This window comes from Escherichia sp. MAL-1, from assembly GCF_052948035.1.
This window is the reverse complement of sequence record NZ_CM129609.1, coordinates 1,897,545-1,921,513: the sequence shown is the minus strand read 5'-3', so window position 1 is coordinate 1,921,513 and position 23,969 is coordinate 1,897,545. Positions and strand designations below refer to the sequence as shown.

General features: G+C 38.8%; 19 protein-coding genes, 2 tRNA genes and 3 pseudogenes. 15 read left to right on the top strand and 9 right to left on the bottom strand.

The window, feature by feature from the left end; translation table 11 throughout:
- The first annotated feature begins 652 nt into the window (after positions 1-652).
- The 7 genes from ACU8XX_RS09260 (at position 653) to ACU8XX_RS09230 (ending at position 3,856) form a co-directional block, all read left to right on the top strand.
- Complete coding sequence (locus ACU8XX_RS09260) at positions 653-1,516, top strand: DUF6387 family protein (RefSeq protein WP_048287092.1); 864 nt, start codon at positions 653-655, stop codon at positions 1,514-1,516.
- A 186-nt stretch (positions 1,517-1,702) separates the two neighbouring features.
- Positions 1,703-1,918 carry a helix-turn-helix transcriptional regulator gene (locus tag ACU8XX_RS09255; protein WP_000250489.1) on the top strand — a complete coding sequence of 72 codons (216 nt, stop codon included), beginning with the start codon at positions 1,703-1,705 and terminating at the stop codon, positions 1,916-1,918.
- 29 nt (positions 1,919-1,947) lie between these two features.
- A complete protein-coding gene (locus tag ACU8XX_RS09250; protein ID WP_069196826.1) occupies positions 1,948-2,259 on the top strand; it encodes a hypothetical protein in 312 nt (103 codons plus the stop codon).
- A gap of 14 nt (positions 2,260-2,273) precedes the next feature.
- The gene (locus tag ACU8XX_RS09245; protein ID WP_064179594.1) at positions 2,274-2,660 is read left to right on the top strand and encodes a hypothetical protein; all 387 of its coding nucleotides are present in this window, start codon (positions 2,274-2,276) and stop codon (positions 2,658-2,660) included.
- 16 nt (positions 2,661-2,676) lie between these two features.
- Positions 2,677-2,964: a hypothetical protein gene (locus ACU8XX_RS09240; protein ID WP_064179593.1), complete on the top strand. Its 288-nt coding sequence runs from the start codon at positions 2,677-2,679 to the stop codon at positions 2,962-2,964.
- A gap of 90 nt (positions 2,965-3,054) precedes the next feature.
- Positions 3,055-3,348 (top strand): hypothetical protein, encoded by a 294-nt coding sequence (locus ACU8XX_RS09235; protein WP_045910840.1) that lies wholly within the window; start codon positions 3,055-3,057, stop codon positions 3,346-3,348.
- A 112-nt stretch (positions 3,349-3,460) separates the two neighbouring features.
- Positions 3,461-3,856, top strand: coding sequence for a hypothetical protein (locus tag ACU8XX_RS09230; RefSeq protein WP_064179592.1), 396 nt, complete (start codon positions 3,461-3,463; stop codon positions 3,854-3,856).
- Between the two features lie 96 nt (positions 3,857-3,952).
- Here ACU8XX_RS09230 and ACU8XX_RS09225 read toward each other — a convergent pair whose 3' ends face one another.
- Positions 3,953-4,246: a hypothetical protein gene (locus ACU8XX_RS09225; RefSeq protein WP_064179591.1), complete on the bottom strand. Its 294-nt coding sequence runs from the start codon at positions 4,244-4,246 to the stop codon at positions 3,953-3,955.
- 793 nt (positions 4,247-5,039) lie between these two features.
- Between ACU8XX_RS09225 and ACU8XX_RS09220 the strand changes: the two genes are divergently transcribed.
- Positions 5,040-5,684 carry a hypothetical protein gene (locus ACU8XX_RS09220; protein ID WP_023277226.1) on the top strand — a complete coding sequence of 215 codons (645 nt, stop codon included), beginning with the start codon at positions 5,040-5,042 and terminating at the stop codon, positions 5,682-5,684.
- 75 nt (positions 5,685-5,759) lie between these two features.
- Here ACU8XX_RS09220 and mobQ read toward each other — a convergent pair whose 3' ends face one another.
- Complete coding sequence (gene mobQ, locus ACU8XX_RS09215; protein ID WP_240765459.1) at positions 5,760-7,271, bottom strand: MobQ family relaxase; 1,512 nt, start codon at positions 7,269-7,271, stop codon at positions 5,760-5,762.
- A 1,620-nt stretch (positions 7,272-8,891) separates the two neighbouring features.
- Here mobQ and ACU8XX_RS09210 point away from each other — a divergent pair.
- From ACU8XX_RS09210 to ACU8XX_RS09195, 4 genes are all read left to right on the top strand, one after another.
- A complete protein-coding gene (locus ACU8XX_RS09210; RefSeq protein WP_000368989.1) occupies positions 8,892-9,206 on the top strand; it encodes a hypothetical protein in 315 nt (104 codons plus the stop codon).
- Between the two features lie 26 nt (positions 9,207-9,232).
- Entirely contained in the window at positions 9,233-9,748 is a 516-nt protein-coding gene (locus ACU8XX_RS09205; RefSeq protein WP_112034168.1) for a hypothetical protein, read from the top strand.
- Positions 9,749-9,831: 83 nt separating this feature from the next.
- Positions 9,832-10,155, top strand: coding sequence for a conjugal transfer protein TraD (locus ACU8XX_RS09200; RefSeq protein ID WP_001280266.1), 324 nt, complete (start codon positions 9,832-9,834; stop codon positions 10,153-10,155).
- Positions 10,156-10,459: 304 nt separating this feature from the next.
- On the top strand, positions 10,460-12,115 hold the full coding sequence (locus tag ACU8XX_RS09195) for a shufflon system plasmid conjugative transfer pilus tip adhesin PilV (protein WP_117093280.1): 1,656 nt from the start codon (positions 10,460-10,462) through the stop codon (positions 12,113-12,115).
- Between the two features lie 149 nt (positions 12,116-12,264).
- Here ACU8XX_RS09195 and ACU8XX_RS09190 read toward each other — a convergent pair whose 3' ends face one another.
- Together ACU8XX_RS09190 and ACU8XX_RS09185 are read right to left on the bottom strand one after the other, a co-directional pair.
- The gene (locus ACU8XX_RS09190) at positions 12,265-15,225 is read right to left on the bottom strand and encodes a type III restriction-modification system endonuclease (RefSeq protein WP_240765457.1); all 2,961 of its coding nucleotides are present in this window, start codon (positions 15,223-15,225) and stop codon (positions 12,265-12,267) included.
- A gap of 9 nt (positions 15,226-15,234) precedes the next feature.
- Positions 15,235-16,644: pseudogene (locus tag ACU8XX_RS09185) on the bottom strand (site-specific DNA-methyltransferase); the annotation flags it as partial.
- Between the two features lie 52 nt (positions 16,645-16,696).
- Between ACU8XX_RS09185 and ACU8XX_RS09180 the strand changes: the two are divergent.
- Positions 16,697-17,394 (top strand): IS1-like element IS1A family transposase gene (locus ACU8XX_RS09180; RefSeq protein WP_103215986.1). Its coding sequence is split into 2 segments (ribosomal slippage): positions 16,697-16,946 and positions 16,946-17,394, totalling 699 coding nucleotides; the frame shifts between segments, so codons are not numbered across the junction.
- Between the two features lie 5 nt (positions 17,395-17,399).
- On the opposite strand, the pseudogene ACU8XX_RS09175 reads toward ACU8XX_RS09180, so the two are convergent.
- Positions 17,400-17,906: pseudogene (locus tag ACU8XX_RS09175) on the bottom strand (site-specific DNA-methyltransferase); the annotation flags it as partial.
- A 194-nt stretch (positions 17,907-18,100) separates the two neighbouring features.
- Between ACU8XX_RS09175 and ACU8XX_RS09170 the strand changes: the two are divergent.
- Entirely contained in the window at positions 18,101-19,489 is a 1,389-nt protein-coding gene (locus ACU8XX_RS09170; protein WP_240765455.1) for a SpnT protein, read from the top strand.
- Between the two features lie 46 nt (positions 19,490-19,535).
- On the opposite strand, the gene ACU8XX_RS09165 is transcribed toward ACU8XX_RS09170, so the two are convergent.
- The 3 genes and pseudogenes from ACU8XX_RS09165 to yeeO form a co-directional block, all read right to left on the bottom strand.
- A complete protein-coding gene (locus ACU8XX_RS09165; RefSeq protein WP_112034162.1) occupies positions 19,536-20,810 on the bottom strand; it encodes a tyrosine-type recombinase/integrase in 1,275 nt (424 codons plus the stop codon).
- Between the two features lie 180 nt (positions 20,811-20,990).
- Positions 20,991-21,066: transfer RNA gene (locus tag ACU8XX_RS09160), tRNA-Asn, on the bottom strand.
- Between the two features lie 100 nt (positions 21,067-21,166).
- Positions 21,167-22,654, bottom strand: a pseudogene (gene yeeO / locus ACU8XX_RS09155) (toxic metabolite efflux MATE transporter YeeO).
- 160 nt (positions 22,655-22,814) lie between these two features.
- Here yeeO and ACU8XX_RS09150 point away from each other — a divergent pair.
- Positions 22,815-22,890, top strand: a tRNA-Asn gene (locus tag ACU8XX_RS09150).
- 37 nt (positions 22,891-22,927) lie between these two features.
- Here the strand turns inward: ACU8XX_RS09150 and cbl are convergent.
- On the bottom strand, positions 22,928-23,878 hold the full coding sequence (cbl, locus tag ACU8XX_RS09145; RefSeq protein ID WP_001011008.1) for an HTH-type transcriptional regulator Cbl: 951 nt from the start codon (positions 23,876-23,878) through the stop codon (positions 22,928-22,930).
- Positions 23,879-23,969 lie beyond the last annotated feature (91 nt).

Sequence of the window (23,969 nt, the reverse complement as noted above, 5' to 3'; positions counted from 1 at the left end):
AGCGACATCCCGCATAAGGCATTTTTCTCTTTATCTTTGTACGGTACTTCATGGAACAGAGTTTTTGACCTTGCGAATCGTGATGTCTGTTGGGGAGGGACAATTTGCTCACTGAAGCGTGAGACTCGATTAAGCGCACGAAACACAGAAATCAAAAAACCCGGTCACTTTTTTACAAGGTAACCGGGTAAAAATAATTTTTATTTTTTAACTGTTTTGAGACTCATAGAGATGTCTCAAAACTAAAATTTGGCTCCTCTGACTGGACTCGAACTTCATCTACATCTCCTGTTATTACTGACTTTGTTAAATATAGCCATATTTTTACCAACATATTTACCATCATTATTGTTTTCTTGTTGTAAAAATGTCAATTAAAAACAATTGGTTGTTGTCATAATCATCTGACTATACGTATCTAAATTTGCTTTCATTATCAACATGATGTTGTCGTTATTTTTGTTAAAATAAATGATGAAAAACAATTGGTTATTTTTTATTAAATAAATCATGTTTAGTCAATGTGAAAGCACTGACCTCCAAGGTCACTTGCTGTGCTCACACCATTTTGAAAAGCCGCTCCTCTTTTCCACTTTCTCTATCATGTTGAATGGGCTAACGTTTAGGAAACACAAAAGCAATCGGTAGAACAATGACTACACAAAAGGAAATGGAAGAAATCAGGGCAGCGTTATCTTGGTTTGATGTACGCCGATATGATGGCCTGAAAGACCTCACCTTAGAACAAATCTATGCAGAGCTTGAAAGACGGATGTTGGCTTACAAAACAAGACAACAATGGGAAACAGCAGGCAAAGATAATCAAATGCAAGCGATATACCATGATGCCACAATCCGATGTGGTGATGTGATACTTAAATCAGACTGGATTTCAGACAATCACAGACTGTCGCATAGCTATGCTGTAAGACCAATGACCAGAGTTCAATTGTTCAACTATGGGCGGGCTATGTATCGGCTGGAGACTTCAGAGCAAACAGACCCTGTTGCAGTGAGTTCCGACTACATCTCTGAGTATCTGAAACAAGGAGGCATGAACCCTGCTAACAAGATGCTGATTGAAATTGACTTGGAAGAAGCCAGCAGTGACGATCTCGCAGAACATCTGAAAGTACTGATTGCTCTATGGCAAAAGCACCTGAAAACGCCTAAACCCCCGAAACGAAAATTTAGGTTTGGTCATAAGACCTTTGAAAGAATACTTGATTACAAAGTCATCCCTTTGATGGATTTGATCTCATGGGAACAGCTCTACAACGAAGGTAAGAACATACCTTTCACCATTTTAGCTGACATCCTGCATGGTAATAATGGGGTCAGAAGTAGTGAGAACATCAAAGATACTGATTATGATTACGCGAAAAGTTATCTTGATAACGATGAGTACTTCAAGGTTTTAAATGATTTCTATATTAAAAACAATATGTTGAAGGATTGGTATATCGTTGATGTGATAACACTTAACGATAAATCCTCGGATAAAAACAAAAAGTAAACACAAGGGATGTTCACAACCTGCGAACATCCCTAAAAAGCGTATCCCTCCAAAAATTTCCGCGAAACTCACGGTTGGTGAACATCCCTAGTTTAGAACCAGCCAAAATCCTAGAATTATCTCCATCGAACAACATACTAAAAAACGAAATATCCAAGATATTACGTAAAAAAACAGGAGATAAATATGGTTCAAAACAAAACAGATAAACATCCGAAACTGATTCGTTTACCGGAAGTAAAAAGAAGAACAGGGTTTGGTAAAACGTGGATATATACCTTAATAAGAGCGGGTAAATTTCCTAAGCAAGTAAAAACCGGATTGCGCTCTATCGCATTTATTGAAAGTGAGATTGATGAATGGATTTACAAAATCATTTCTGATTCTCGCAATCATATCTAAAAAAGTTTATTAAATAATGAGGGGTTAAGATGAAAAATAAAAACGTACTGCCTTGTGTGGTGACTGTTACGAATGATGAGACAGAAGTATTTATGGAAATGGCAATAAATAACTTTAGAAAACATCTTCAGGTCATGGTTGATTGTATGGGAAATGATTATGAGCGTCATTTTAAAGACCGACTTTATATTGAAGAAGTGATTGGAAAAGTGATCGAGCGAACAAAACGAGAGTTTGCTGAATCAATGAAAGATAATAAAGGGAAAGAATATCATCTGTTCTTGGATGAGGTGAGAAAGAATCTGAGAGTTATTTACTCTGCGTATCGTACTAACTATTAATGAGAGAGGGCAATATGAACGAAAAATGTGTAGGCTGGAATGAAATACCCGTTAAAATATCCGCAAGTAATGCTGAGACAGCAAACTTTGCTACTGATGTTGTAAATACCTATAACGAGTTAATACATTACTTATACTTTAATCTAAGTGATGATGCTTTTCTGAAAAAAATGAAGGATGGATTTTACAGGGAGATATTCATAATGGATATTATTAATCTCACGTTACAGGAATGGTTTGAAAGTCCTGAAGAGATAAAGATTAAACACATATCAGTCCCGGAGGTTAAAACTATACTAAGTAGTTATCATGAGTTTTTGATTAAATGCTTTAATGGTGATGATTATGTTCTTTATTACAAAAGAATAGAAATCAGCGCAAATAAACAGTCTGTAATATAAATCAAGAGGTAGAGACATGAGTGAAAAACTGATAAAAGAATCTCAAAAAGTATTTATGCATATGGCAGGTTTGTTTTATGAAATGAAAATAAATACGCTTAAGGAAGTCCGACCCGATGAAGCAGAGATGTTAATGGAGGATGATGCATTCATGGATAGTATTTATAAGGATTGTATCAAAAATGCAAGCGCATCTTTTAAAAAGGTAGTCAGATGGGAGTGCTTTGAACAAGGGCATTCAGTAAAAATGGTTGATAAGGAGGTGGTGTTGATAACATTACGTGTTAATCACAAACGAAGATAAAAAGGTTATTTAATAAATCATTTTTAGCCTCATTCATGGGGCGAAAAAATAAAAAAGCAAACAAATATCATTTAATAGTGAGGCGTAACCATGAGTAAAATTTTTGAAATTAAAAGTGTATCTACAGAAACGTTTTATAATATTGCAGAGCGTTCGTTTGAGGCTAGTTGGAAGGTTATGCAGGATATGGCCTCTGATAATGTCTCATACTTGGTATATGATGCGGATTTTATGTGTGTTTTCATCGGCAATGTTATTGAGCATATCAGTAAAAATTTTTACATCATTATCCAATGTGAATGTCTGGAAGGAAAGCTTGAAGAAGTAAACTTTGAAGAGGTAGCGGAACGTCTGGTCCACCATTCATGGGAGTTTTGTAAATAATATCAAAATAAAAATAGATTAAGAAATCATGGGCAGAGTTGTTATCTACTCACTGATTTAGATTATGTGGCCCCGTAATGGGGCTGTACATCGATTACAAGAGGAATATGATATGAATGATGTGGTATTATACGAAAAAAATGAATCAATGTTTTTTGCCATTTGCACGGTCTTATTATTATATTGCGATTTCATATACGAAATAGCATATGGATTTCATAATGAAGCGGTAATGATCATTGAAAATGAAAAGTGTGCGGGACAGGCACTTAAAATACAAATAAATAATCTATTCGATGATTTCGATTACTACAAAAAAGTGAATGGAACAGGAAAAGAAAAACGGGAAGATATAGATGAAAAAGAACTCTTTAACAAAGTAATGGCAGCACATAACCAAGGAGTAAAAGCGCTAATCATGAAGAATCTTGAGGCCAATCTTCGAGAGAAAGAGGAAGGTTCTGAATATTGGAAGTTAAAAATATTTAATAGGTTTAATGGGATATAGAAGTCAATGTAGGCTTCTATATATTCAGATAAAGAAAGTAGTCATGATCTTTATCTCATCGGAGAAAGTGTTTTTCATGGCTGGATATTTAAAAAATTATTTTATTTTGTTTTTCATTATTTTTTCGACTTCTTTTTTTTGTGATGTAGATAAATTCCTTTTAATCTCTTTCATTTTGTTTTTAAAATTAAGATTATCTTTTTCATCATGCAAGAACTTCATTTTATTATATGCTTCGTCACTGAAAGGATGTAAGTTATCATCTATTTTTTCATCTAAGTAAGAAGAAAGGAAGCATCTATCAAAATAATTTTTTCTAAGCGCATCGTAAATTTTAGCACTATCAATAATTGTTTCATCTTCTGGTTCTTTTTTTATATGGTCTGTCATGTTGACTCCTCTTATTTTTGAGTGAATTGTGTATATATTTTATTTTAAGGGATTGGTTCAAAGTGTCAAATTTAAATGTTCTTTCAAAATAACGTTCAATGGTATTTTGAAGCTTTCAATGCTGAATTATATAAGAATGTTTTTACATGTTTATTTGAAAAATAGCTATCAACTTAAGTACCGGGATTCGGGACTTTAACTCCCGGAAGTCGGTACTTTTTTTAGCTATAACTGGCCTGAGAGCATTTTTTTCTTCATTATTCAGTTAGTGAAGATGAGAACAACTAATCATAGATGCTTTAGGAGGCAGTTTTACTTTTTATGGCATTAGTTTCCTCTCTTGCATTTATATCTAAGCTTAGTGATTGTTTGGAATAATCACTAAGCGCTGCTGCTGGAAATATAGTTTTATTATACGTTTAAGATCAAATATCATAGGTTGTAAATAACATGCTATATTTCAAGATGTGATCATTATCAATTATCATAAGGAAATGATCTATAACGAAACTAGATAATTTAAATTTACCATTTAAGTTATACGCTAAAACGGAATAATTGATTCAGTATTAGGGCATAGCCGTGTGTAAGTAGTAGATGGAATTTTCAGGAAGAATGTTTTAAAAATACATGCTCATATTATTTTAGCAGTATAAATAAATGTGATTATTGTAACCATGATGAAATAAAAAAATAATAACCCTATTATAAACAGAGATTGACTTTCTACAAATCGAATAATACCATGATAACTATTTATGTTATTATGATATTAGTTAAAAATGGAAAGGATATGAATAAAAAACTTAATATGCTATATGTCAACAACATTAACGCATTAAATAATTACCGTGAGAAACATTCAGATAATAACTTACATGGCCCCCTCCTTTTAAAGCTAAAAAATTATTTTCATCAGCATAATAAATTGATGGTTATAGGACAGGAAACCTATGGATGGTGCAACTCTCCCGATATTAATGAACAGCTTGAAACATATGAGGAGTTCGATTTTGGCGTATCATATTATAGCAGTCCATTCTGGAATATCATAAGGAAAGTAGAGCGAGCGCTTAGTATTGAACCATATGCAATTGCATGGTCAAATCTGAATCGGTTTGATGTTGATTGCGGATCACCAGATTATACCGAGCTAGCTAGAGATATATCATCGTTTGATTATATATTAAAGGAGGAAATTAATATTCTTACTCCTGATATATGTGTTTTCTTCACAAATCATAAATATGATCATCGACTAACGTCTTTATATGAAGATTTAATGTTTGAAAACATAAATGGATTGCCAGAAAAACATTTCGTAAGATTATACCATCCAGACCTCCCAGAACATACGATTAGAGCGCCTCACCCTAAAACAATCAGAATAAAAGGATGGGAAAATGATTTTATAAAATATATAGAGGCTATTAAATGATTATGCAGATGCGATCTTATTAATATGAGTAAACAAAATTGTGTTACTAATTGCATAACAGCAATATAAGTTATTCTATAGTTTATCTAGGCCACGGCGTGTAGGTGGCCTTAAACGAGGAGTATGATTTTTATCATTTATTGTTGAAACAGTCGGCTTAAAACTCATGTTATTATCTGCATTGACTCGTTCGTGCTTAGGACGACTAGGGAAGCGTTTTATCTCTGAAGGTGTAGGCTTATAATCATCTTGGTTAAATTTAGCTACTTTCTCATATTCAGTACGAGAAACATAATGACCTAATACTTCATCAAAGACATAGTTTTCAGCAATACGTTTATCATGTTCCTCATTGATAATATCAACTTTGGTTTTGTTTACTTTAGCCCATACGAGCTTCTGCTTGAAAAAATCTATGACAAGAGTTGTGAAACGTTTAAAAATATTATCCTGACGTGGTGTAGTCTTATGCTTTCTTGCACGGTCAGGGGCGCTTCTGGATGCCCTGTTTGGGTTTTGAGAGGTGGATGTTTTCAGAATAGTATTTGTACCAGAATCAGAAATACTGATTGATGGCGGAATACCAGCCACAACCTTACTGACTTTTGTTTTATCACGGTAAGATTTGACTCCACGCATACGAGTATGAGGAGTTGGTGCTACCAGTAAAGGTTTTTGTTCTTCATTGGTGGAAGAGCTGGATCGCGTTTCTGGTAAAACAATTTCTTCTGGTTCAGCAAGAACAGACACGGTGAAGCTTCTGACATCAACAACAATTTCAAGGTCAAGTTCACAGAATGTTTTGTAGACTTCAACAGCTTCTTGTTTAGCAGCATCACGAACAGCCTGTTCTGCGGCTCTTTGCTCCTGAGCAGTCTTACTACGCCATTTGGCACTGTGGATACGTTTCATCGCAGGGCGATTTGTTTCAGCGGCCTTGGCAAGCCATAACGCTTTTTCTTCATTATCTAAAGCTACTGCTGCATTTTCTAACGCTTCCTCATGCCGGGCCTGAAGAGAACGATGATCAATACGTTCTGATGAACCAGCGGCAGCAAGGTAGCTGTTAGCCATAGATGCCCATGATTCACGCCAAAAAATAGACATTTTTCTGTCGTTCCAGCTTCTTTCCTTTTTGCCAAAACCATCCGGGCCTATGGTTTTTAACGTCAACATAACGTGAGCATGAGGATTATCACTATCGAGATCATGAAAAGCGATGTCAGCAATCATGCCTTTATCAACGAAATTTTTCTGACAATACTCAAGGACAAGTCTTTTCTTGTTGTCATTGTTTAACTCGGCAGGAATAGCAACATCGAAATAACGGGATGTTTGACCATTGTTCTGGCGCTCAACTCTTTCCACTTCATTCCACAATGCTGTAGAGTCTTTTACGATGTGTTCTGGTGCGTTAGCTGGAGCTAATATGAAATGCCCATATAAATCAGTACGGCGACTGTAATCATACGTATCACCTGTTCTTTCATCTGTTATAAGTGTACGAGCATGATAGGCAGCCTTCGCAACGGAAGACCTGCCTTCTGAACGTTTCACAATTTTAAAATCAAGATGAAAAATAGCCATACAATAAAAACAACCTCAATATTAATTTAAATATCAAACCAAAATATAACTCTCCAATGCGACTATGCTGGTTTTAGTTTTTCGCAAGAAAAACTCTGGTGTTGACGTTGACCTTGTTTCCGAAGGAAACGGTGTTAGCCTGCGGCAGGCAACCGTCGGTAGACCCCACACACTGCGTAGCAGTGTATAGGTGGGCATTGCTTTATTTTTATATCTCCTAACGGAGCTAAAAATAACGACAATGTTTAAAGTTTTTCTATACTTAAATAATAACTCTAGTTTTATAGGCTGTGAAATTTACAGGGCTAGAATCGGATGAACGGCTGAGGTATTACACGAATCTTAATGACTATGGTTTTAGAGAGCGCCCGTAAGGGCAAAAGTAGTTAAATTAGTCTCCCGCCGTAGGCGGGAAAGATGAAATTTATAAAAATATGATAAAAGATAACTTAGAATAGATTAATGTGTGAAATTCTTGTCAGAAATTAAGAAGTGATTTTAAAATCATGAATGAGAGGAAATAAGTAACGCGATGAGGATTAGACGTTTAAGGTTAGTGTTTGAATATATATGTGTTGTGTATTTACGTGCAGGTGGTGTTGCATTTTTGTGTAGACTCTTGTAAACAAATTTTTTATAAATCCATCATTAACAGTGCGAAGCCCTATTCCGGCGATGTTATTGTTTGTGGCAATCACCAAATGCTGCTTATAGGTGATAATAGATCATGTGCTATTAAAATATTTTTTTTGAGTTTTATTTGACAATCTAAATGCGGTGTTGTAAATAAAATAAAGATACAAAAAAAGCCAACTTCCAAAGTTGACTTTTTAAGGACTAAAAAAGTTTTGCCGACTTTTGAAGCCTTGTAATCAGTTAAACGGAACGTGATTACAAATATAATAAAGTATTAAATAATCTTTTCATATTTGTCAAATCTAAATCTCAACTTTTTACAAGCTTTTCAAATACCATTTCCAAAAACATTTTAGTTCTCGAAAGCAATAACGTTAAACCTGATTGTACAGGTCTGAGAAGGTAGGAGCGAAAGTGTTTGATTCATTCTCAAGGTTATTGTCGATGCCAAAGCGGGGAGTCTGCGTAACATCAACTCGAAGCGCACATCTAAAGCTTATAAAAACAGCAGTGTAATTTCTTTAGTAAAACGAGAAATGTTTTTAAAGTTATGATGTTGACTATGGGAGTGCAGAAGGGTGTCGCAATATGGAAACGTATTGCAACTCTAAGCCATAGCATGAGAAGCGCCTTGTTCTATTACGGGTATAAAAATAAAAAATATTAAAACTATTTTGAAATTTTCATGCCCGGATTAGGAGAGGCGAAGCTCTAGAAAAACTAAGTTTTCCTTCGGAAAACTACTACGACTGAAAGTCGCCATCTAAAACCCCAGAACCTAATCTAATAAAATTCTAGTACTACTAGTACAAAAAAATAATTTAAAAAAGTAGTGAAAAAATATTAGTAGGTAGGTGCCATTTCATCAAGGCACTAACGAAAGGTAAGTAAAACTATAAATTAGATAAAGTGCATGAAATAATTTGAGTTTTTTTTGTTTTAATTGTATTGATATAATATATTATAAAAAACAAGGAGGATATAGTGGACAATAAAAAACAAGTAGCAGAAGATTTTATCGATAATACTTCATGTAAATTAAAAAACGAAAGAAAACACCGTGCTGGAAGATTACAGAGAGTGTCATTAACGGAAAAGAGATTTCTTGATGATGCTGTTCATGCCGCTACTAAAGTTAAAGGAAAAAAATTAACATCAGAGGAACGTAGGAAAGTATTATGTATAGCGCGTGAACAGATCCGTTCTCAGCGTAGAGCAGAAGAAATAAAAAAAGAAAGAGACAAAGAACGTCATGCAGTAGTGTTTGAGTGGAAAAGACCAGAAACCTTCCGTCGTTAATCGGATATAATAATAGTGAGGGATATATGAATAAAACTAAAACAAAAAACTTGAAAGAAAGTGAGTTTATAAAATATATAGAAAACAATCCTGTTGTCTCAACGGCTTTATGCGAAAAATATGGAATATCTACTGAAACAATTGCCTATGCTTTATATGTTCACAGCAATAGTTTTTTTCTTAAAAACGACTACGTTCAGGATGACATTCACTATGATATAGTTAAAAATAATTTAATAATAATAAAGCCCACGCTCAAACAATATTATAGAAGAACAAGGCAAGTGGATTATAACGGATGTACTTTTTTATCAGGCATTAAAGAATATCAAGACTATTGTATTTTGTTGACGCTTTGCTGCTATCATTGGATAGCTGATGTATTTACTGTCTATAATCATAGTGAAAGAAGTCAATTTATCGTTGATGTTGCCAATGATCTTCTGAAAAGGAGTATAGATCATTTTTCAGTAGAGCATGAGAATGTTATCAACTGCTTTAATATGTTAAAAGAAAAGCTCCCATCGTATAAAAAGAAATAATAATCCAATTTTTCAAATATCCTCATTGACTAACATATATATAAGAAATATATATGTATCATGGAACTATAAGAGGATAGAAAATGAGTGATATTTCAGATAAAGAGCAAACCAGAAAGAAACCACGAATAAAAAAGACACTGGAGCAGCAATTAGCATCTGCTCAGATGCGTTTAAATCGTTTGCAATATAAGTCTAAGAAAGAAGCTAAACAGATAGAGACACGTCAGAAAATAATTTTAGGGGCTGAAGTTGCCAAGGCTCTTGATTGTGATGTTTTTACGGTGGATAAGGATCTTGTTTTAGGTATGCTACTAGAGATACCCCACCTACATCCAGATGATAAAGAAAGATTTAAAAGAAGCGGAATGTTATTTCTGGCGAGCATGAAAGGAAGAAAAACTTGATAATGCATATAAACTATTTGACACTTATTTGAGAAAAAATTCCAATAGATAATTATCGTTAACTTTCATTAAAAGATTTGACATTCTATTTATGATGATATATCTATCAGTATAATGATTCATAATCTTATATAATCAGATTTTTTCATCTATAAAATAATAAAATATAATTTTTAGGTTTATATTTCACGTCCTGACAAATCTCTAGCTTAATTTTAATATGGCTGGGGATTTGTTTTTATCTGTATCTTGATTTTTGTTTGTTATTTGATAATTAATTAATACGTGAATATAAAATAGGACGATGAAAATGAAAATTAAAAAAGGATTCTCTTTACTAGAATTAACTCTTGTTTTAGGTGTTGGGACGATAGTGGCTTTTATGAAGTTTCAGGATATGAAAAATGAACAGGAGAGTATATTGGCTTCTGCTGTCGGGCAACAAATGAAACAGATCGGTGAAGCAGTTAATGGCTATATAAATATCCGTTATGATAAATTATCAACCTTATCCAATGCTGCCGGAACAGGAACCGATCCGGGTCCAAGAACCTGTTCAGGTTCAGTATGTGAAATTACTTACCAGACATTGATTAATGAAGGTTTACTACCTTCAACCTATACAGGCACTAATGCTAATAAATCCTCGTATAAAATCATATTAAAACGTGATGGAACTACACCTAACTATGTTATTAATGGTCTTATAACGACATCGACGGCATGGATTGAAGGCGGTAAAACACGTTATGATTTATTAGGGAATGCCATGCAAACCGCTGGTATAGATAGCGGTATGACTAAAACAACATCTATTGCTTCTGGGCATAGTGGTCAATGGACAGAAACGTCTGCTAATTTTAATAATATCACATCCACTGGACAGTTAGCATTTAGAGTTGGTTTTAATAGTGCGTTATATTCTGTATATTTAAGACGTGATGGAACATTGCCAATGACTGGCGATTTAAACTTAGATGGGCATAATATTAACAATGTCGCCGCGCTCAATGCCACTGGCAACATTACGACGACAGGCGACCTACAAGCAAGAAACATTAAAGCTACTGGAAAAATTGATGCGGACGGTAATATTTCAGCCGGTAATTGGGTGTGGGCTAAGAATGGATATGGGGACGCTATAGGTTTTGGTGGTGATGCTGGTGGTGGAGACTATGAAATAAGGTTAGATAATGGAACTAGGTATTTAAGTATATATTCTCCTAATGCTGCTGATTATACTACAGTATTAAAAGTTGATAGAAATGCCAAAATAGATCAAAGGCTTGGTTTAATGGGGTATGATCCAAATGAGTTGCCATCTGGCTGGGGTGGTGGTTTAAGAACACTTGATGTATATGCCGCTGGAACAGTAGGAACAGGTTCTGGAGGAACTGTAAATGCTTATATGAATAGTTCTGGTAATATTTATGCCTCTGGAAACATAGAGGCCGCCAAAAATGTCAAAGGCGCTACATTAGAATCCACAGGACGCGCTACGGTGGGTGAATTTGTTCAGGTTAATGGAACAGTAAGCGAGGGGGATTCTTGCTCAACTAATGGACTTATGGGAAGAACAGGTAATGGAACACCAATGTATTGTATTGATGGGTATTGGACAAATATTGTATCAAGTAAAACTAAAAATGGTGGAATGTTTTTGCCCGGTGGTATGAAAATGATGTGGGGGACATTAAGTGAGAACTTAACTGATTATGGCTCGCTTGATGGATTAAGTTATTTTGAGTCCAAATTTAAAACGTATGAGCCAACATTTATTGCGAATGGTAAAACATATAAGTTTTCCAATATATTCAGCGTTCAATTCTCTCCAGTAGACGTTGGTGGTGCTGCAATGGAAAGAATGTGGGGAACACCATATTCTGGTAGTTTTTCTTATGCTTTTAGTTCAGCAATTAAAACGACTATGACAGGGACTTACTTAGCTATAGGGTATTAATACTCAGTAAGAAAAATCAAAATTATCATCTAAACAGGATTGTCATAACCCCCCCTAACCACACAAGGCAAAATAAAACTGAAATGTGTTTTTTTATATTTTAATTTTGTGAGTTATAAACTGGCCTCCTAAAAGGCCAGTTATATAATTTAAAGGCTGCTCATTATTTCTGTAAGGGCTGTGGCTCGAACATATTTTGCTGCATTGATTTTTTCTGCTTTTAAAGCACTAAAATGCGCAGTTCCACAGGCTATCTTCGCATCTTCTTCATGACCAAGACCAATGTGTTTACTTTTAGTCTCGACAACAAAATAGATATGTTCTTCACCATTATCCTCAATAACTAAGGCCCAGTCAGGATTGTAAGTCCCTAATGGTGTCGGGATTTTAAACCAGCCGGGAAGCTTCACATAAAGCTTAACTTCATCCTGTTCTTCGAGTTCTTGAGCGAAACGACTTTCGACTTCAGAATCTTTAGGAACATATTCGTAAACTGACTTAGACGAGGTTTCGAAAAGATTGCGGGCATATCCTGTTAGCTCCTTATCCATAAAGAGACTTTGCGCATACACCTCTCCTTTTAGTGGATAATATTTAATACCATCAACAATTGACAGGCGTTTACAGTAGTTGATTCGGCCTATAGCTTCACTGATGAACTGCTGTGGATTTTTAGCAAAATCAGCAAGTTTTTCACTCTCTTTAAGGATGGTGCATAAACTGCGTCTTGTCAGTCCGGTTTTTTCCTGTAGAACACCAAGAATATCTGGTAGTGGCTGCTCTGCAACATCAATAACAGAGCTTGTCGTACCATTAGTCTTCGCCTTAACATCAAGACCTGACTGACTTTGTTTGATTGTTGCTTTGCTGAAACTGACCATTGCTTTCGCTACAGGCTGCATTTCAGAAAGTGATTTCGTACAGGATTTAATCAATTCATCTTCATCAAATGCCAGACGGTACAGCGTTTTTTGACAAATGCGCTGCCATAACGCTTCGAATTCCGGGCTGTTTAAGACTTCTTTCCGGTATTTGATTGTTTTACGCTCATCAGCATTGTTTATATTGAGTCGCCCTGCTGATTTACGTAGGATAGTTTCAATTTGTTCCTGTAGTAAGGCGTACTTCTCGCCAACAGCAAAAGTGTTTTTGAAAAGGGCTTCTTTCAGTGCTTTAGTTATTTTTCCCGATTTTTCCAGATAACCTTCAGTCTGGAGTTCAGCCCAAATCTCATGTGAACCTGCGATACCTACACCTTGCGGGTAATCAGAGGCGATCAGATGTGCAAACGCATCTTTTTCGATGATACCAAAACGGATGCCTGTTTCGTTCTCAATTTCACTCTGTAGTCGTTCAGCATAGGCTTCATAATTTTCACTGGCAATTACAGTCAGAATGTTAATGCTGTCATCACGAACACGTTCACCCTCTTGGTTAACACACAGGCGAAGACCACGCCCTAATGTTTGACGACGTTCTCGTTCACTTCCCATCTCTCGAAGGCTACAGATCTGGAATACATTGGGGTTATCCCAGCCTTCTTTCAAAGCAGAGTGTGAAAAAATAAACCTCACTGGATTCGAGAAACTCAAAAGCTTCTCTTTATTTTTCATGATGAGGTTATAACCGCGTTCCGCATTTTCGCGGCCTGCATTATTGCTTTCGGTTGTTTCAGCCCATCCACCTTTTTTATCAATGGAGAAATAACCATCATGAACGTCTTTAGCATGTTCTGGATGAGAAGGGAGCAAATCTTTATATGCGGGGCTTTTGATCGCTTTTAGATATTCTTCTTCAAAGATACGAGCATATTCACCCGGTTCACGAAGTCCTTCTTCATTGAACTGGCGATAGAAATCAACCTTATCAATGAAAAATAGGGTAAGAACCTTGATTTGCTGGGAATTCAGGCGAAGTTCTTTATCCAGATGTTCACGGATTGTACGTCTGATCATATGACGCTGGATGAGCATAGGGTCAATATCACCTACGACATCACCTACTTTCATATAATATGTATTAGAAGGCGTTTCCAGTGTAAGATAGCCTTCTTTGCCCGTGCGGATCTCGCTTATCCGGTAACCCTGATAAATATCACGTCCTGTTCCGTCATCAAGTGTCATACCGTCATATACGGTAATCTCTGAACGATTTACGTTCCCTTTTTTATCGGCTATATCAACAAGAACAGTACCGCTGATAACATTTTTCTTACTATTAATACTGACCAGTTTCACATAAGGGCTGTTGCTTGCATTCTGGACTTCAAGCCCGGCAACCTCGATCTGTTTGACCAGTTTTTGGTTGTAAGCATCAATGGCATCAAGGCGGTACACCATATGATGTTTATGCACATGCGTTGCTGAATAGCGTAAGGTGAACATAGGGTGCATAGCATCAAGTGCGGTTTTACCCGCACCGTTCAAGCCACCATCAACACTTTGCGGTTCATCGACAATAATAATTGGACGTGTAGCACGGATTAAATCAATGGGCTTATCCAGATCGTCCACAGTTGTTTTTTCACTGGACTGATAGAGCTTGTTAACATCTTTTTTGTTAATCGCGCCCACAGTCATTACCATGATCTGCATAACAGAACTGGTTGCAAAATTTCGAACATCAGCAGGTTTTGCCGAATCGTAAAGATAGTATTCGTATGGGATACCCGCATACAGGCTTTTAAAATGTTCTTCAGTTATTTGTAGTGTTTTATAAACGCCTTCCTTGATAGCAACTGAAGGAACCACAATAATAAATTTACTCATGCCATAGCGTTTATTCAGCTCCAGCATGGTGCGAAGATAAACATACGTTTTACCTGTCCCTGTTTCCATTTCGACAGTAAAATCATGGCTGTCGAGCACAGGTGAAGGTGGAAGCTGGTTTTTTAACTGAACATTGTTCAGATTTTTAAGCAGTACATCATCTTCGGGTATTTGTGGGTTAACAGGCATTGAACCTGTTGCGCCTTCAAATGAGAGTGCACCCTGAGCTGGGGCCAGCACAGTCATTTCGCTTTCCCATTTCTCTTGCCCTTCAAACAAATCACAGACCGAAGTTATGGCGTTTTGCTGATAGGTAAGGTCAGATTCAAAATGTAGTTTCATCTCATTCCCTTACAGGCTGTGCAGGTTAGTCAGGCCATGTTGTTCCAGAATGGCGCAAAGATTTGTTTTAGCAACGTTATTTTCAAATGCGTCATCAAGAAAATAGCAGACAGTATCTTTGCCAGCCTTCAAACTCTTATGCCAGTCGATGATCCCCTTGGTCAGTTCCTCAACAGAAGAGGCAGGGATTTGACGGGTAAAGCAGGTAAACAATTTTCCACCGTCAACACAAGAAACGGTTAATCCATCAAACTGACGGGTTTCAATGTTAACACTCAAGTCAATGCCACGCTTTAGCATTAACTCTGTGAGCAAATCTTCTTCACTACGGCCTTCAAGGATTGGGCTTACATAGGCATCAATCTGTTCTGAAAGGGTTTCTGCTGTGGCTTCCCACGGACGGATATTAGATGTATCGAGTTTAAACACACGAAAACCGACATCACCATTCCAGTCAGGATTGTCTTCACGAACTTTTTTACCTGCACGACGCAGGCGCTCTTTGGTCAGTTCGGCTATTGTTTTAGGTTTTAGTATCGAATCGCAAAAATCAGCAGCTACTTTCTGATCTCTATTTTCTTCAGATAAAATCTCAGGAAGTTGTACTAAAATAAATTTACGATTTCCATTATCTTCCGTGTTTTTCTCAATTACCGCGTGTCCAGTAGTTCCTGAACCTGAAAAAAAATCTAGAACTATATCATTGGATTCATTGTTGGTTGCTATTGATAGCATTTTATTAATTAATTTTTTAGGTTTTGGTGTGTCAAAAACAACCTTATCAAAAAGTGCTTTTATTTCACTGCCTCCCTCATCAGTAGTTCCGGCATCTTTATAACTCCATAAATCAATCGGCACTAAACCATCTGTCTGTTCAGATAAAAATAATTTCAATCTTGGGTACTGTGCAGTACCATCTTTACCCCACCACAACCTTTTCTCATCAACATGTTTCAAATGTTCATTTATACTATACTTCCAAGCATGAGTTGGATGCGTGACTTGTTCGCCATTTAATGGTCTGGTTATTTCATAGGCTAAATTTGGACGCTGTTCCTTGGTTGCGGGGTTTATGTATGAAGATGTTGTCCAGTCCCCTCTGATGTCATTGTCTGGATTGCTATAATTAGAGTCTGATTTTTCATTTCTTGCTTCTTTAACATACTCTAATGCATCAGATTTCCTATAGCATAAGATTGAATCTTTTAATGAATAAAATCTTTTGGCATTATTACTACGAGTATATCTTTTTTCCCATGCGATACATGCAAGGAAGTTTTCCTCGCCAAATATCTCATCGCATATTTTTTTCAAATTTGCTTGTTCACTATCATCTATTGATATGAAAATAACCCCATCTTCTTTCAACAAGTTTCTAGCAAGCTTTAATCGTGGGTAAATCATATTTAACCAGTCGGTGATGCTGCCAACTTACTGATTTAGTGTATGATGGTGTTTTTGAGGTGCTCCAGTGGCTTCTGTTTCTATCAGCTGTCCCTCCTGTTCAGCTACTGACGGGGTGGTGCGTAACGGCAAAAGCACCGCCGGACATCAGCGCTATCTCTGCTCTCACTGCCGTAAAACATGGCAACTGCAGTTCACTTACACCGCTTCTCAACCCGGTACGCACCAGAAAATCATTGATATGGCCATGAATGGCGTTGGATGCCGGGCAACAGCCCGCATTATGGGCGTTGGCCTCAACACGATTTTACGTCACTTAAAAAACTCAGGCCGCAGTCGGTAACCTCGCGCATACAGCCGGGCAGTGACGTCATCGTCTGCGCGGAAATGGACGAACAGTGGGGCTATGTCGGGGCTAAATCGCGCCAGCGCTGGCTGTTTTACGCGTATGACAGGCTCCGGAAGACGGTTGTTGCGCACGTATTCGGTGAACGCACTATGGCGACGCTGGGGCGTCTTATGAGCCTGCTGTCACCCTTTGACGTGGTGATATGGATGACGGATGGCTGGCCGCTGTATGAATCCCGCCTGAAGGGAAAGCTGCACGTAATCAGCAAGCGATATACGCAGCGAATTGAGCGGCATAACCTGAATCTGAGGCAGCACCTGGCACGGCTGGGACGGAAGTCGCTGTCGTTCTCAAAATCGGTGGAGCTGCATGACAAAGTCATCGGGCATTATCTGAACATAAAACACTATCAATAAGTTAGAGTCATTACCCGCCCACTGGTTTCTGTATTTGTGCTTAAACGTGCTCCGTCTTCTGTCTGTCCAGTAATTTCAAGATAATTTTTCATATTATCTTGGAAGTTGTCAGGATAGACAAAATCTTTACCGGTATTGTAAGGCGGATCGATGTAAATAAGCTTCACTTTTCCGGCATAACTTTTTTGAAGAAGCTTTAACACTTCAAGGTTATCACCCTCGATCATGAGGTTCTTGGTGTTATCCCAATCAACGCTTTCATCTTTACATGGGCGTAAGGTGCCACGGGAAGGGGTAAGAGCAAGCTGACGAGCCTGACGCTTACCATGCCAGTTCAGGCCATAGCGTTCTTCTTTTTCGTCTACATTTTCACCCAAAAGCTGTTTTAAAACGTCAAAATCAATGCCGTTTTCATTAAAGGCTTCAGGAAACAATGATTTAAGCTTGGTGATGTTATCGGCAGTGATATTCATTGATTGCAGTTCGGGCATTTCAGGCGAAAGTTTGTTCATTGACCATTCCACGTATCTGTATCAGGTTACTGTGTGATGGGGGATATTTTACGGTAAATAGTGCATTTCATCAATGAACAGTGTGCTACAGATTTCTTTTTAAATCATTATGTTAATGCATTTATTGAATGTCCTGTCCTTGTGTTAGTACAATTAGCTTTTATGCGTCTACCAAACATTATCAGGATGTGATGATGGCTAAACTGAACAAGAAACAACTTGCTTTACTCAAGGAAATGCCTGCCGATCAACTCATGCAAATAATTTGTGATATTGCAGAGAGTAATGGTCAGGCAAAATCCTTTATTATTAATAAATATCTGTTAACTCCAGAAGAATCACTGAAAAAGGCTGAGGCTGAATACAAAAGGGTAATTAAAACAAAACGCTTTTATGATTATTATGAAGCAGCGGTTTTTTTTGAGGGGCTATACAGGAATGTCATATTTCCACTTGAAAAGACGGTATCAACGCTGCCTGAAAAAACCGAGGCGTTTTGCCATGATTTACTGCTCTCATTTGATAAAATCAGCGAAATTGCTGATACATCAGATGGATCATGGATGGACTATTATAATGGTGCTGTCGAAACATGGTTAAAATCCCTGTCCCTACAAAAAGACAAAAGCATTGATGTTATAGCGGATAAAATACTTTCCGTGCTTAAAGGTGATGTATATTTTAACTTTGATATTTTTGATAAGTATAAAAAAGAGCTGGGATACAATGTTATTCGTGCTTTAAGGGAAAGTCTTCTTAAGACAGGTGATGTTAATTATGCTGTTGAGTTAAGTCTGTATATCAGGGATGTTGATTTCATCAGGCAATGCTTTGAGAAAAGAAAACTGAACCAGCCAGAATACATCATTAAGTTTGCTGAGTTGCTGGTTGATGAACTGTGTACTGAGGAAGCCATTCAGGTTCTCAATAAAATCAAAGAAGATAAATCAGTTGATCAGGCAGGGCTTCGTGATAAATGGACTGAGGTGTTGGCTCTGGCGTTGATTGAAGAAGATGAGATTCAGCAGGCAAAAACAATTTGTATAGACGGATTTAAGAACAGGTGTGATGTTATTTTTTATAATATCTATAATCGGGTGGAGAAAAATAATGACTCACTGGATTTGTTCTCTGGCATAGCAAAGAAAAAAGGCTTTCCGTTTGTTATTCTTTTCTTGTCCGGGACAGATAGTTATGGAAAACTTGATTCTGAAGTCATTAATGCGAGTGAAAATGAAATCGCAGAGATGATGTCTTTATTACGCGGTTCTTTTGTTCGTACCTTATCGAGTGAACTTTACAGGCATGGTTATGCATGTTCTGCAACTCTGCTCCGTAGAGTGCTGGCAGAGGACAGTATCAGTCGTTCTCAGAGTAAATACTACACCTATGCAGCATCTGATATGAAAAAAAGCATTGATTACAGTAAAGATATTACATGGACTGAAAAAATCCCTTCTACAGAAGAGTATTTAAAATCCCTGTTTATTGAGCACAAAAGAAAATACGCACTCTGGGAAATAATGCTGGACAAAATCGCTGGTTTAGTGATAGAGAAAGATTCAGTATCATATTCAGCATAGAGTGTAATTAAGCATGAAGTTGAAAGGCCGTGAACGGCCTTTCCCTTTATTTATTTGAAGCAAACTCAAACGGCCTGACCATATGATTGCTGTTAGCATCAAGGAAATCGGCCCACCACTGAAGCATCAGACGGCGTTGATCAAGGTGTTTAGCCTTGTGGGTATAAGCTGCCCGGACACTATTGCTTTCCTTATGGCTCATCTGAAGCTCTACAGCGTCTTCTGACCATAGCCCGGACTCAATTAAGGCACTACAGGCCAGAGTGCGGAAACCGTGTCCACAGATGTCCTGCTTCGTGTTATATCCCATATTGCGAAGAGCTTTGTTGATGGTGTTTTCACTCATGGGCTTAAACGAGTCATAACAGCCAGTGAAGATTAATCCATCATCATGGCCTTCTTCATAAGTCAGTTGTCGGATCTCTTTTAGTATCCTCATAGCTTGCTTACAAAGGGGAACGAAGTGCTTACGCTTCATTTTGGCACCACGAGTCGAATGTTTGACGTTTTCAATTGCTTCACGCTGTTCGGGTATCACCCATAACTTACTTTTGAAATCAATTTCAGACCAGCGAGCGAAACGAAGCTCACTGGAACGAATGAAAATCATCAGATTGAGCTGTATTGCCAGTATGGTTAACCTGCGGCCTTTGTATTCGGCAATTTTGTTCAGTAGCTGGGGTATTTCTTCCAGCTCAAGTGCAGGGCGGTGTTCAGTTTGTGGTTTCTGAACTGCATCTTCCATATCATAGGCTGGGTTATGGCGTATCAGCTTTTGCTGGACGGCATGACGCAGGATTGCCGTAATGTATTGTTGAATGCGCATGGCAACTTCAAGATAACCAAGAGCCTCAACTTTTTTCACCGGAACCAGCAGATCACCCGTATCCAGTTCGGCAACATCTTTGTCACCGATTACCGGGAAGACATAAGTTTCAAGGCGCTTCCATACGGCATCACCATAATCATCAGACCATTTTGTTTTCGTGGCGAACCACGCTTTGGCTACTGTTCTGAAGGAGCGTGTATTATCACGTTTGGCTTTAAGCTCTTTAGCCTCTGCCTGTTTCTTTGCATTAGGGTCAATACCCTGAGCCAGAAGCCTTCTGGCCTCGTCACGGCGTTGTCTTGCGTCAGAAAGAGAAACAGCAGGGTAAACACCGATAGAGAAAAGTTTTTGCTTTCCTTCGAAACGGTAGGCCATTTGCCAGTATTTCGAACCTTTAGGGGTAACACGAAGGAACATACCAAAGCCATCAGTCAGCTTATATTCCTTCTCAAGGGGTTTTGCATTTTTTGCTTTAATATCAGTCAGTGACATGAAAACGCCCCCTCGTTTGTTGGTAAAAGGGAAATCGAACCAGCATTACCAGCATTTTTACCATCAAAATGATATGGCTTCGAGTGGTTTTTAATGAACGAGGGTGAACGACTGAGAGGGGATAACCAATTGATAGAAATGCAGAAAGCAGACGTCAGTGAACGTCTGCTTCCCTTAAATTGGCTCCTCTGACTGGACTCGAACCAGTGACATACGGATTAACAGTCCGCCGTTCTACCGACTGAACTACAGAGGAATCGTGAGAACGAGGCGAATATTAGCGATGCCCACCCACAATGTCAAAGCCTGTTTTTTAAATTTGAAATCGTTTGCTGAAATAATCTGCATTTTGTCGTTTATTCCGACACAACTGGCTTTTTTTCACACTTTTGCGGCTCGGGTCGAGGGTATTTCCATAGCCAACGTCCAGTAACCATTCGCCAGTAAAACAGCACGGCCCGCACAGCCCAGTCGGCAAACATTCCCATCCAGACACCAACCACACCCCAGCCAAGCATGATTCACAGCACATAACCGACTACAACCCGACAACCCCACATGCTCAACATCGAAACCCACATGGCGTAACGGGCATCACGAGCACCTTTAAATCCAGCGGGTAGCACCCATGAGGCGGACCAAATAGGCATAAATAAAGCATTTAGCCAAATCAGAATCACAACGACATGTTTAACCTGTGGATCCTGGGTGTAAAACGATGCCATAACCCCGGCAAAGGGAGCCGTTAGCCAGGCGATGGCCGTTAATCCAAGAGTGGAAAGCCAGAACACATGCCGCAACTGAATCTCTGCTTGCGCTATCTGCCCTACCCCCAACCTTCGGCCTGTAATGATCGTAGAAGCAGAGCCGAGCGCACTTCCGGGTAAGTTGATAAGAGCCGCAATTGAAAACGCGATAAAATTTCCGGCAATAACACTGGTCCCCATCCCGGCAACGAACATTTGGGTTAATAACCGACCACTGGTAAATAACACTGATTCGACACTCGCGGGAATACCAATCCCCATGACTTCCCAGATAATGCTAAAATTCAGCGGTTTAAAATAGCTCTTTAACGAAATCCTTAGCGCAGGATTAAAACCAATCGCCAGCACCCACAAAATTGCAACTGCGCCAATATAACGAGAAATGGTTAAACCCAGCCCTGCCCCGACAAATCCCAGTCCCGGCCAGGAGAAAAGGCCGTAAATCAATATGCCGCTAATAATAATATTAAGAATATTCAGGCTACCGTTAATCAATAGCGGTATTTTCGTATTCCCTGCACCACGAAGTGCCCCGCTACCAATAAGAGTGATGGCAGCTGCTGGATAACTGAGTACCGTCAGCTCCAGATAAGTCAACGCCAGTGCTTTAACTTCTGTCGTGGCATCACCCGCGACGAAATCAATAATTTGTTCGCCAAAATGATGAATAAGCGTTGCCAACAGTACGGCAAACAACGTCATGATCACCAATGACTGCCGCGTCGCCACCCTCGCTCGTCGTCGATCCCGCTTACCGAGACTAAATGCCACAACGACAGTAGTACCAAGATCGATAGCAGCAAAAAAAGCCATAATGACCATATTGAAGCTGTCCGCCAATCCCACGCCGGCCATCGCATCTTTTCCCAGCCAGCTGACCAGAAAAGTGCTCAGAACCCCCATCAACAGGACACAGGCATTCTCCATGAAGATAGGAACAGCAAGCGGGGTTATCTCGCGCCAGAACAACACTTTGTAGCTCTTGCGTTTAGCGTGCCAGCGAGTGCCGTGAACAACCTGGCGTAAAGCAGAGGAGATATTCAAAGCCGACCTTAATTGCAGAAAGTGAAACCACATTTCAAATAATGAGGGAGAATCAGCAAAGCTGCAAAGATTTTCGCCAACAAATTGTCTGCAAATGCAACAAACTGTTGATAGAAACGGCAAACAGTTGGGGAATTTAAAAATCGGGTTTGACAAAAGATTTTTCGCCGTTAAGATGTGCCTCAACAGCGATTCCTCTGTAGTTCAGTCGGTAGAACGGCGGACTGTTAATCCGTATGTCACTGGTTCGAGTCCAGTCAGAGGAGCCAAATTCCTGAAAAGCCCGCTTTTATAGCGGGCTTTTTGCTATATCTGATAATCAATTTCCTCTTCACTGCTTTCCATCACCTGCCGCTTGATATCCTCAACTGACAGTCCTGCATTACAAAGTTCCAGAAAGCGCCAGACATAGTTACGCTGAAGTTGTCCTCGCTTCAGTCCCAACCAGACAGTATTAGCATCAAAAAGATGCCGCGTATCCAGGCGGATTAAATTCTCTTCCTCTTGTTCGCCACTGGATTGCTCGGCAACTAATCCGATCCCAAGCCCAAGAGCAACATAGGTTTTAATGACATCAGAATCCTGCGCACTTAATACAATATCTGCCAGCAAACCTTTGCGGGCAAATGCGTCATCAATACGTGAGCGCCCCGTAATCCCCTGTCGGTAAGTGATTAACGGCCACTTCGCTATTGATTCCAGCGTCAATGGTGAAATTTGCGTCAAGGGATGATCGTGTGGAACAAGCAAACTATGGTGCCAACGAAACCACGGGAAGGCGACGAGCTGCGGGTCATTACTCAAACGCTCGCTGGCGATACCAATATCAGCTTCGCCATTTTGCAACAATGTCGCAATTTCCTGTGGCGTCCCCTGGATTAGCTCGAGCCGAACCTCCGGGAAAAGTTCGCGAAAAGCTTTAATGACCTCTGGCAAGCTATAACGTGCCTGAGTATGCGTCGTTGCAATAGTGAGAACGCCAGACGTATCGTTGGTAAACAGGTCTGCAAGCCGACGAACATTACTGGCTTCATTCAGAATACGTTCTGCAATGACCAGTAATGCTTTGCCCGGTTCAGTCATGCCCAGCAGTCGCTTACCTCGTCGAACAAATATTTCGATGCCAAGTTCATCCTCCAGTTCCCGAATATGACGGCTGACGCCTGACTGTGAGGTAAAAAGCATATTCGCAACCTCTGTCAGGTTGTAATCCTGACGTGCAGCCTCGCGGATTATCTTTAGTTGTTGGAAATTCACGGTAAACTCCGGGCAGTTCAGATTTCCCGTTATTGTTAAAGTCTAATGCCCGGCATAACAAATAATAAAAACCCGCATCTTATTCCATCCC

Bases quoted from the DNA above. Each gene is read 5' to 3' on its own strand.
- ACU8XX_RS09260 (WP_048287092.1), top strand. From the start codon at position 653: ATGACTACACAAAAGGAAATGGAAGAAATCAGGGCAGCGTTATCTTGG.
- ACU8XX_RS09255 (WP_000250489.1), top strand. From the start codon at position 1,703: ATGGTTCAAAACAAAACAGATAAACATCCGAAACTGATTCGTTTACCG.
- ACU8XX_RS09250 (WP_069196826.1), top strand. From the start codon at position 1,948: ATGAAAAATAAAAACGTACTGCCTTGTGTGGTGACTGTTACGAATGAT.
- ACU8XX_RS09245 (WP_064179594.1), top strand. From the start codon at position 2,274: ATGAACGAAAAATGTGTAGGCTGGAATGAAATACCCGTTAAAATATCC.
- ACU8XX_RS09240 (WP_064179593.1), top strand. From the start codon at position 2,677: ATGAGTGAAAAACTGATAAAAGAATCTCAAAAAGTATTTATGCATATG.
- ACU8XX_RS09235 (WP_045910840.1), top strand. From the start codon at position 3,055: ATGAGTAAAATTTTTGAAATTAAAAGTGTATCTACAGAAACGTTTTAT.
- ACU8XX_RS09230 (WP_064179592.1), top strand. From the start codon at position 3,461: ATGAATGATGTGGTATTATACGAAAAAAATGAATCAATGTTTTTTGCC.
- ACU8XX_RS09225 (WP_064179591.1), bottom strand. From the start codon at position 4,246: ATGACAGACCATATAAAAAAAGAACCAGAAGATGAAACAATTATTGAT.
- ACU8XX_RS09220 (WP_023277226.1), top strand. From the start codon at position 5,040: ATGAATAAAAAACTTAATATGCTATATGTCAACAACATTAACGCATTA.
- mobQ (WP_240765459.1), bottom strand. From the start codon at position 7,271: ATGGCTATTTTTCATCTTGATTTTAAAATTGTGAAACGTTCAGAAGGC.
- ACU8XX_RS09205 (WP_112034168.1), top strand. From the start codon at position 9,233: ATGAATAAAACTAAAACAAAAAACTTGAAAGAAAGTGAGTTTATAAAA.
- ACU8XX_RS09200 (WP_001280266.1), top strand. From the start codon at position 9,832: ATGAGTGATATTTCAGATAAAGAGCAAACCAGAAAGAAACCACGAATA.
- ACU8XX_RS09195 (WP_117093280.1), top strand. From the start codon at position 10,460: ATGAAAATGAAAATTAAAAAAGGATTCTCTTTACTAGAATTAACTCTT.
- ACU8XX_RS09190 (WP_240765457.1), bottom strand. From the start codon at position 15,225: ATGAAACTACATTTTGAATCTGACCTTACCTATCAGCAAAACGCCATA.
- ACU8XX_RS09170 (WP_240765455.1), top strand. From the start codon at position 18,101: ATGGCTAAACTGAACAAGAAACAACTTGCTTTACTCAAGGAAATGCCT.
- ACU8XX_RS09165 (WP_112034162.1), bottom strand. From the start codon at position 20,810: ATGTCACTGACTGATATTAAAGCAAAAAATGCAAAACCCCTTGAGAAG.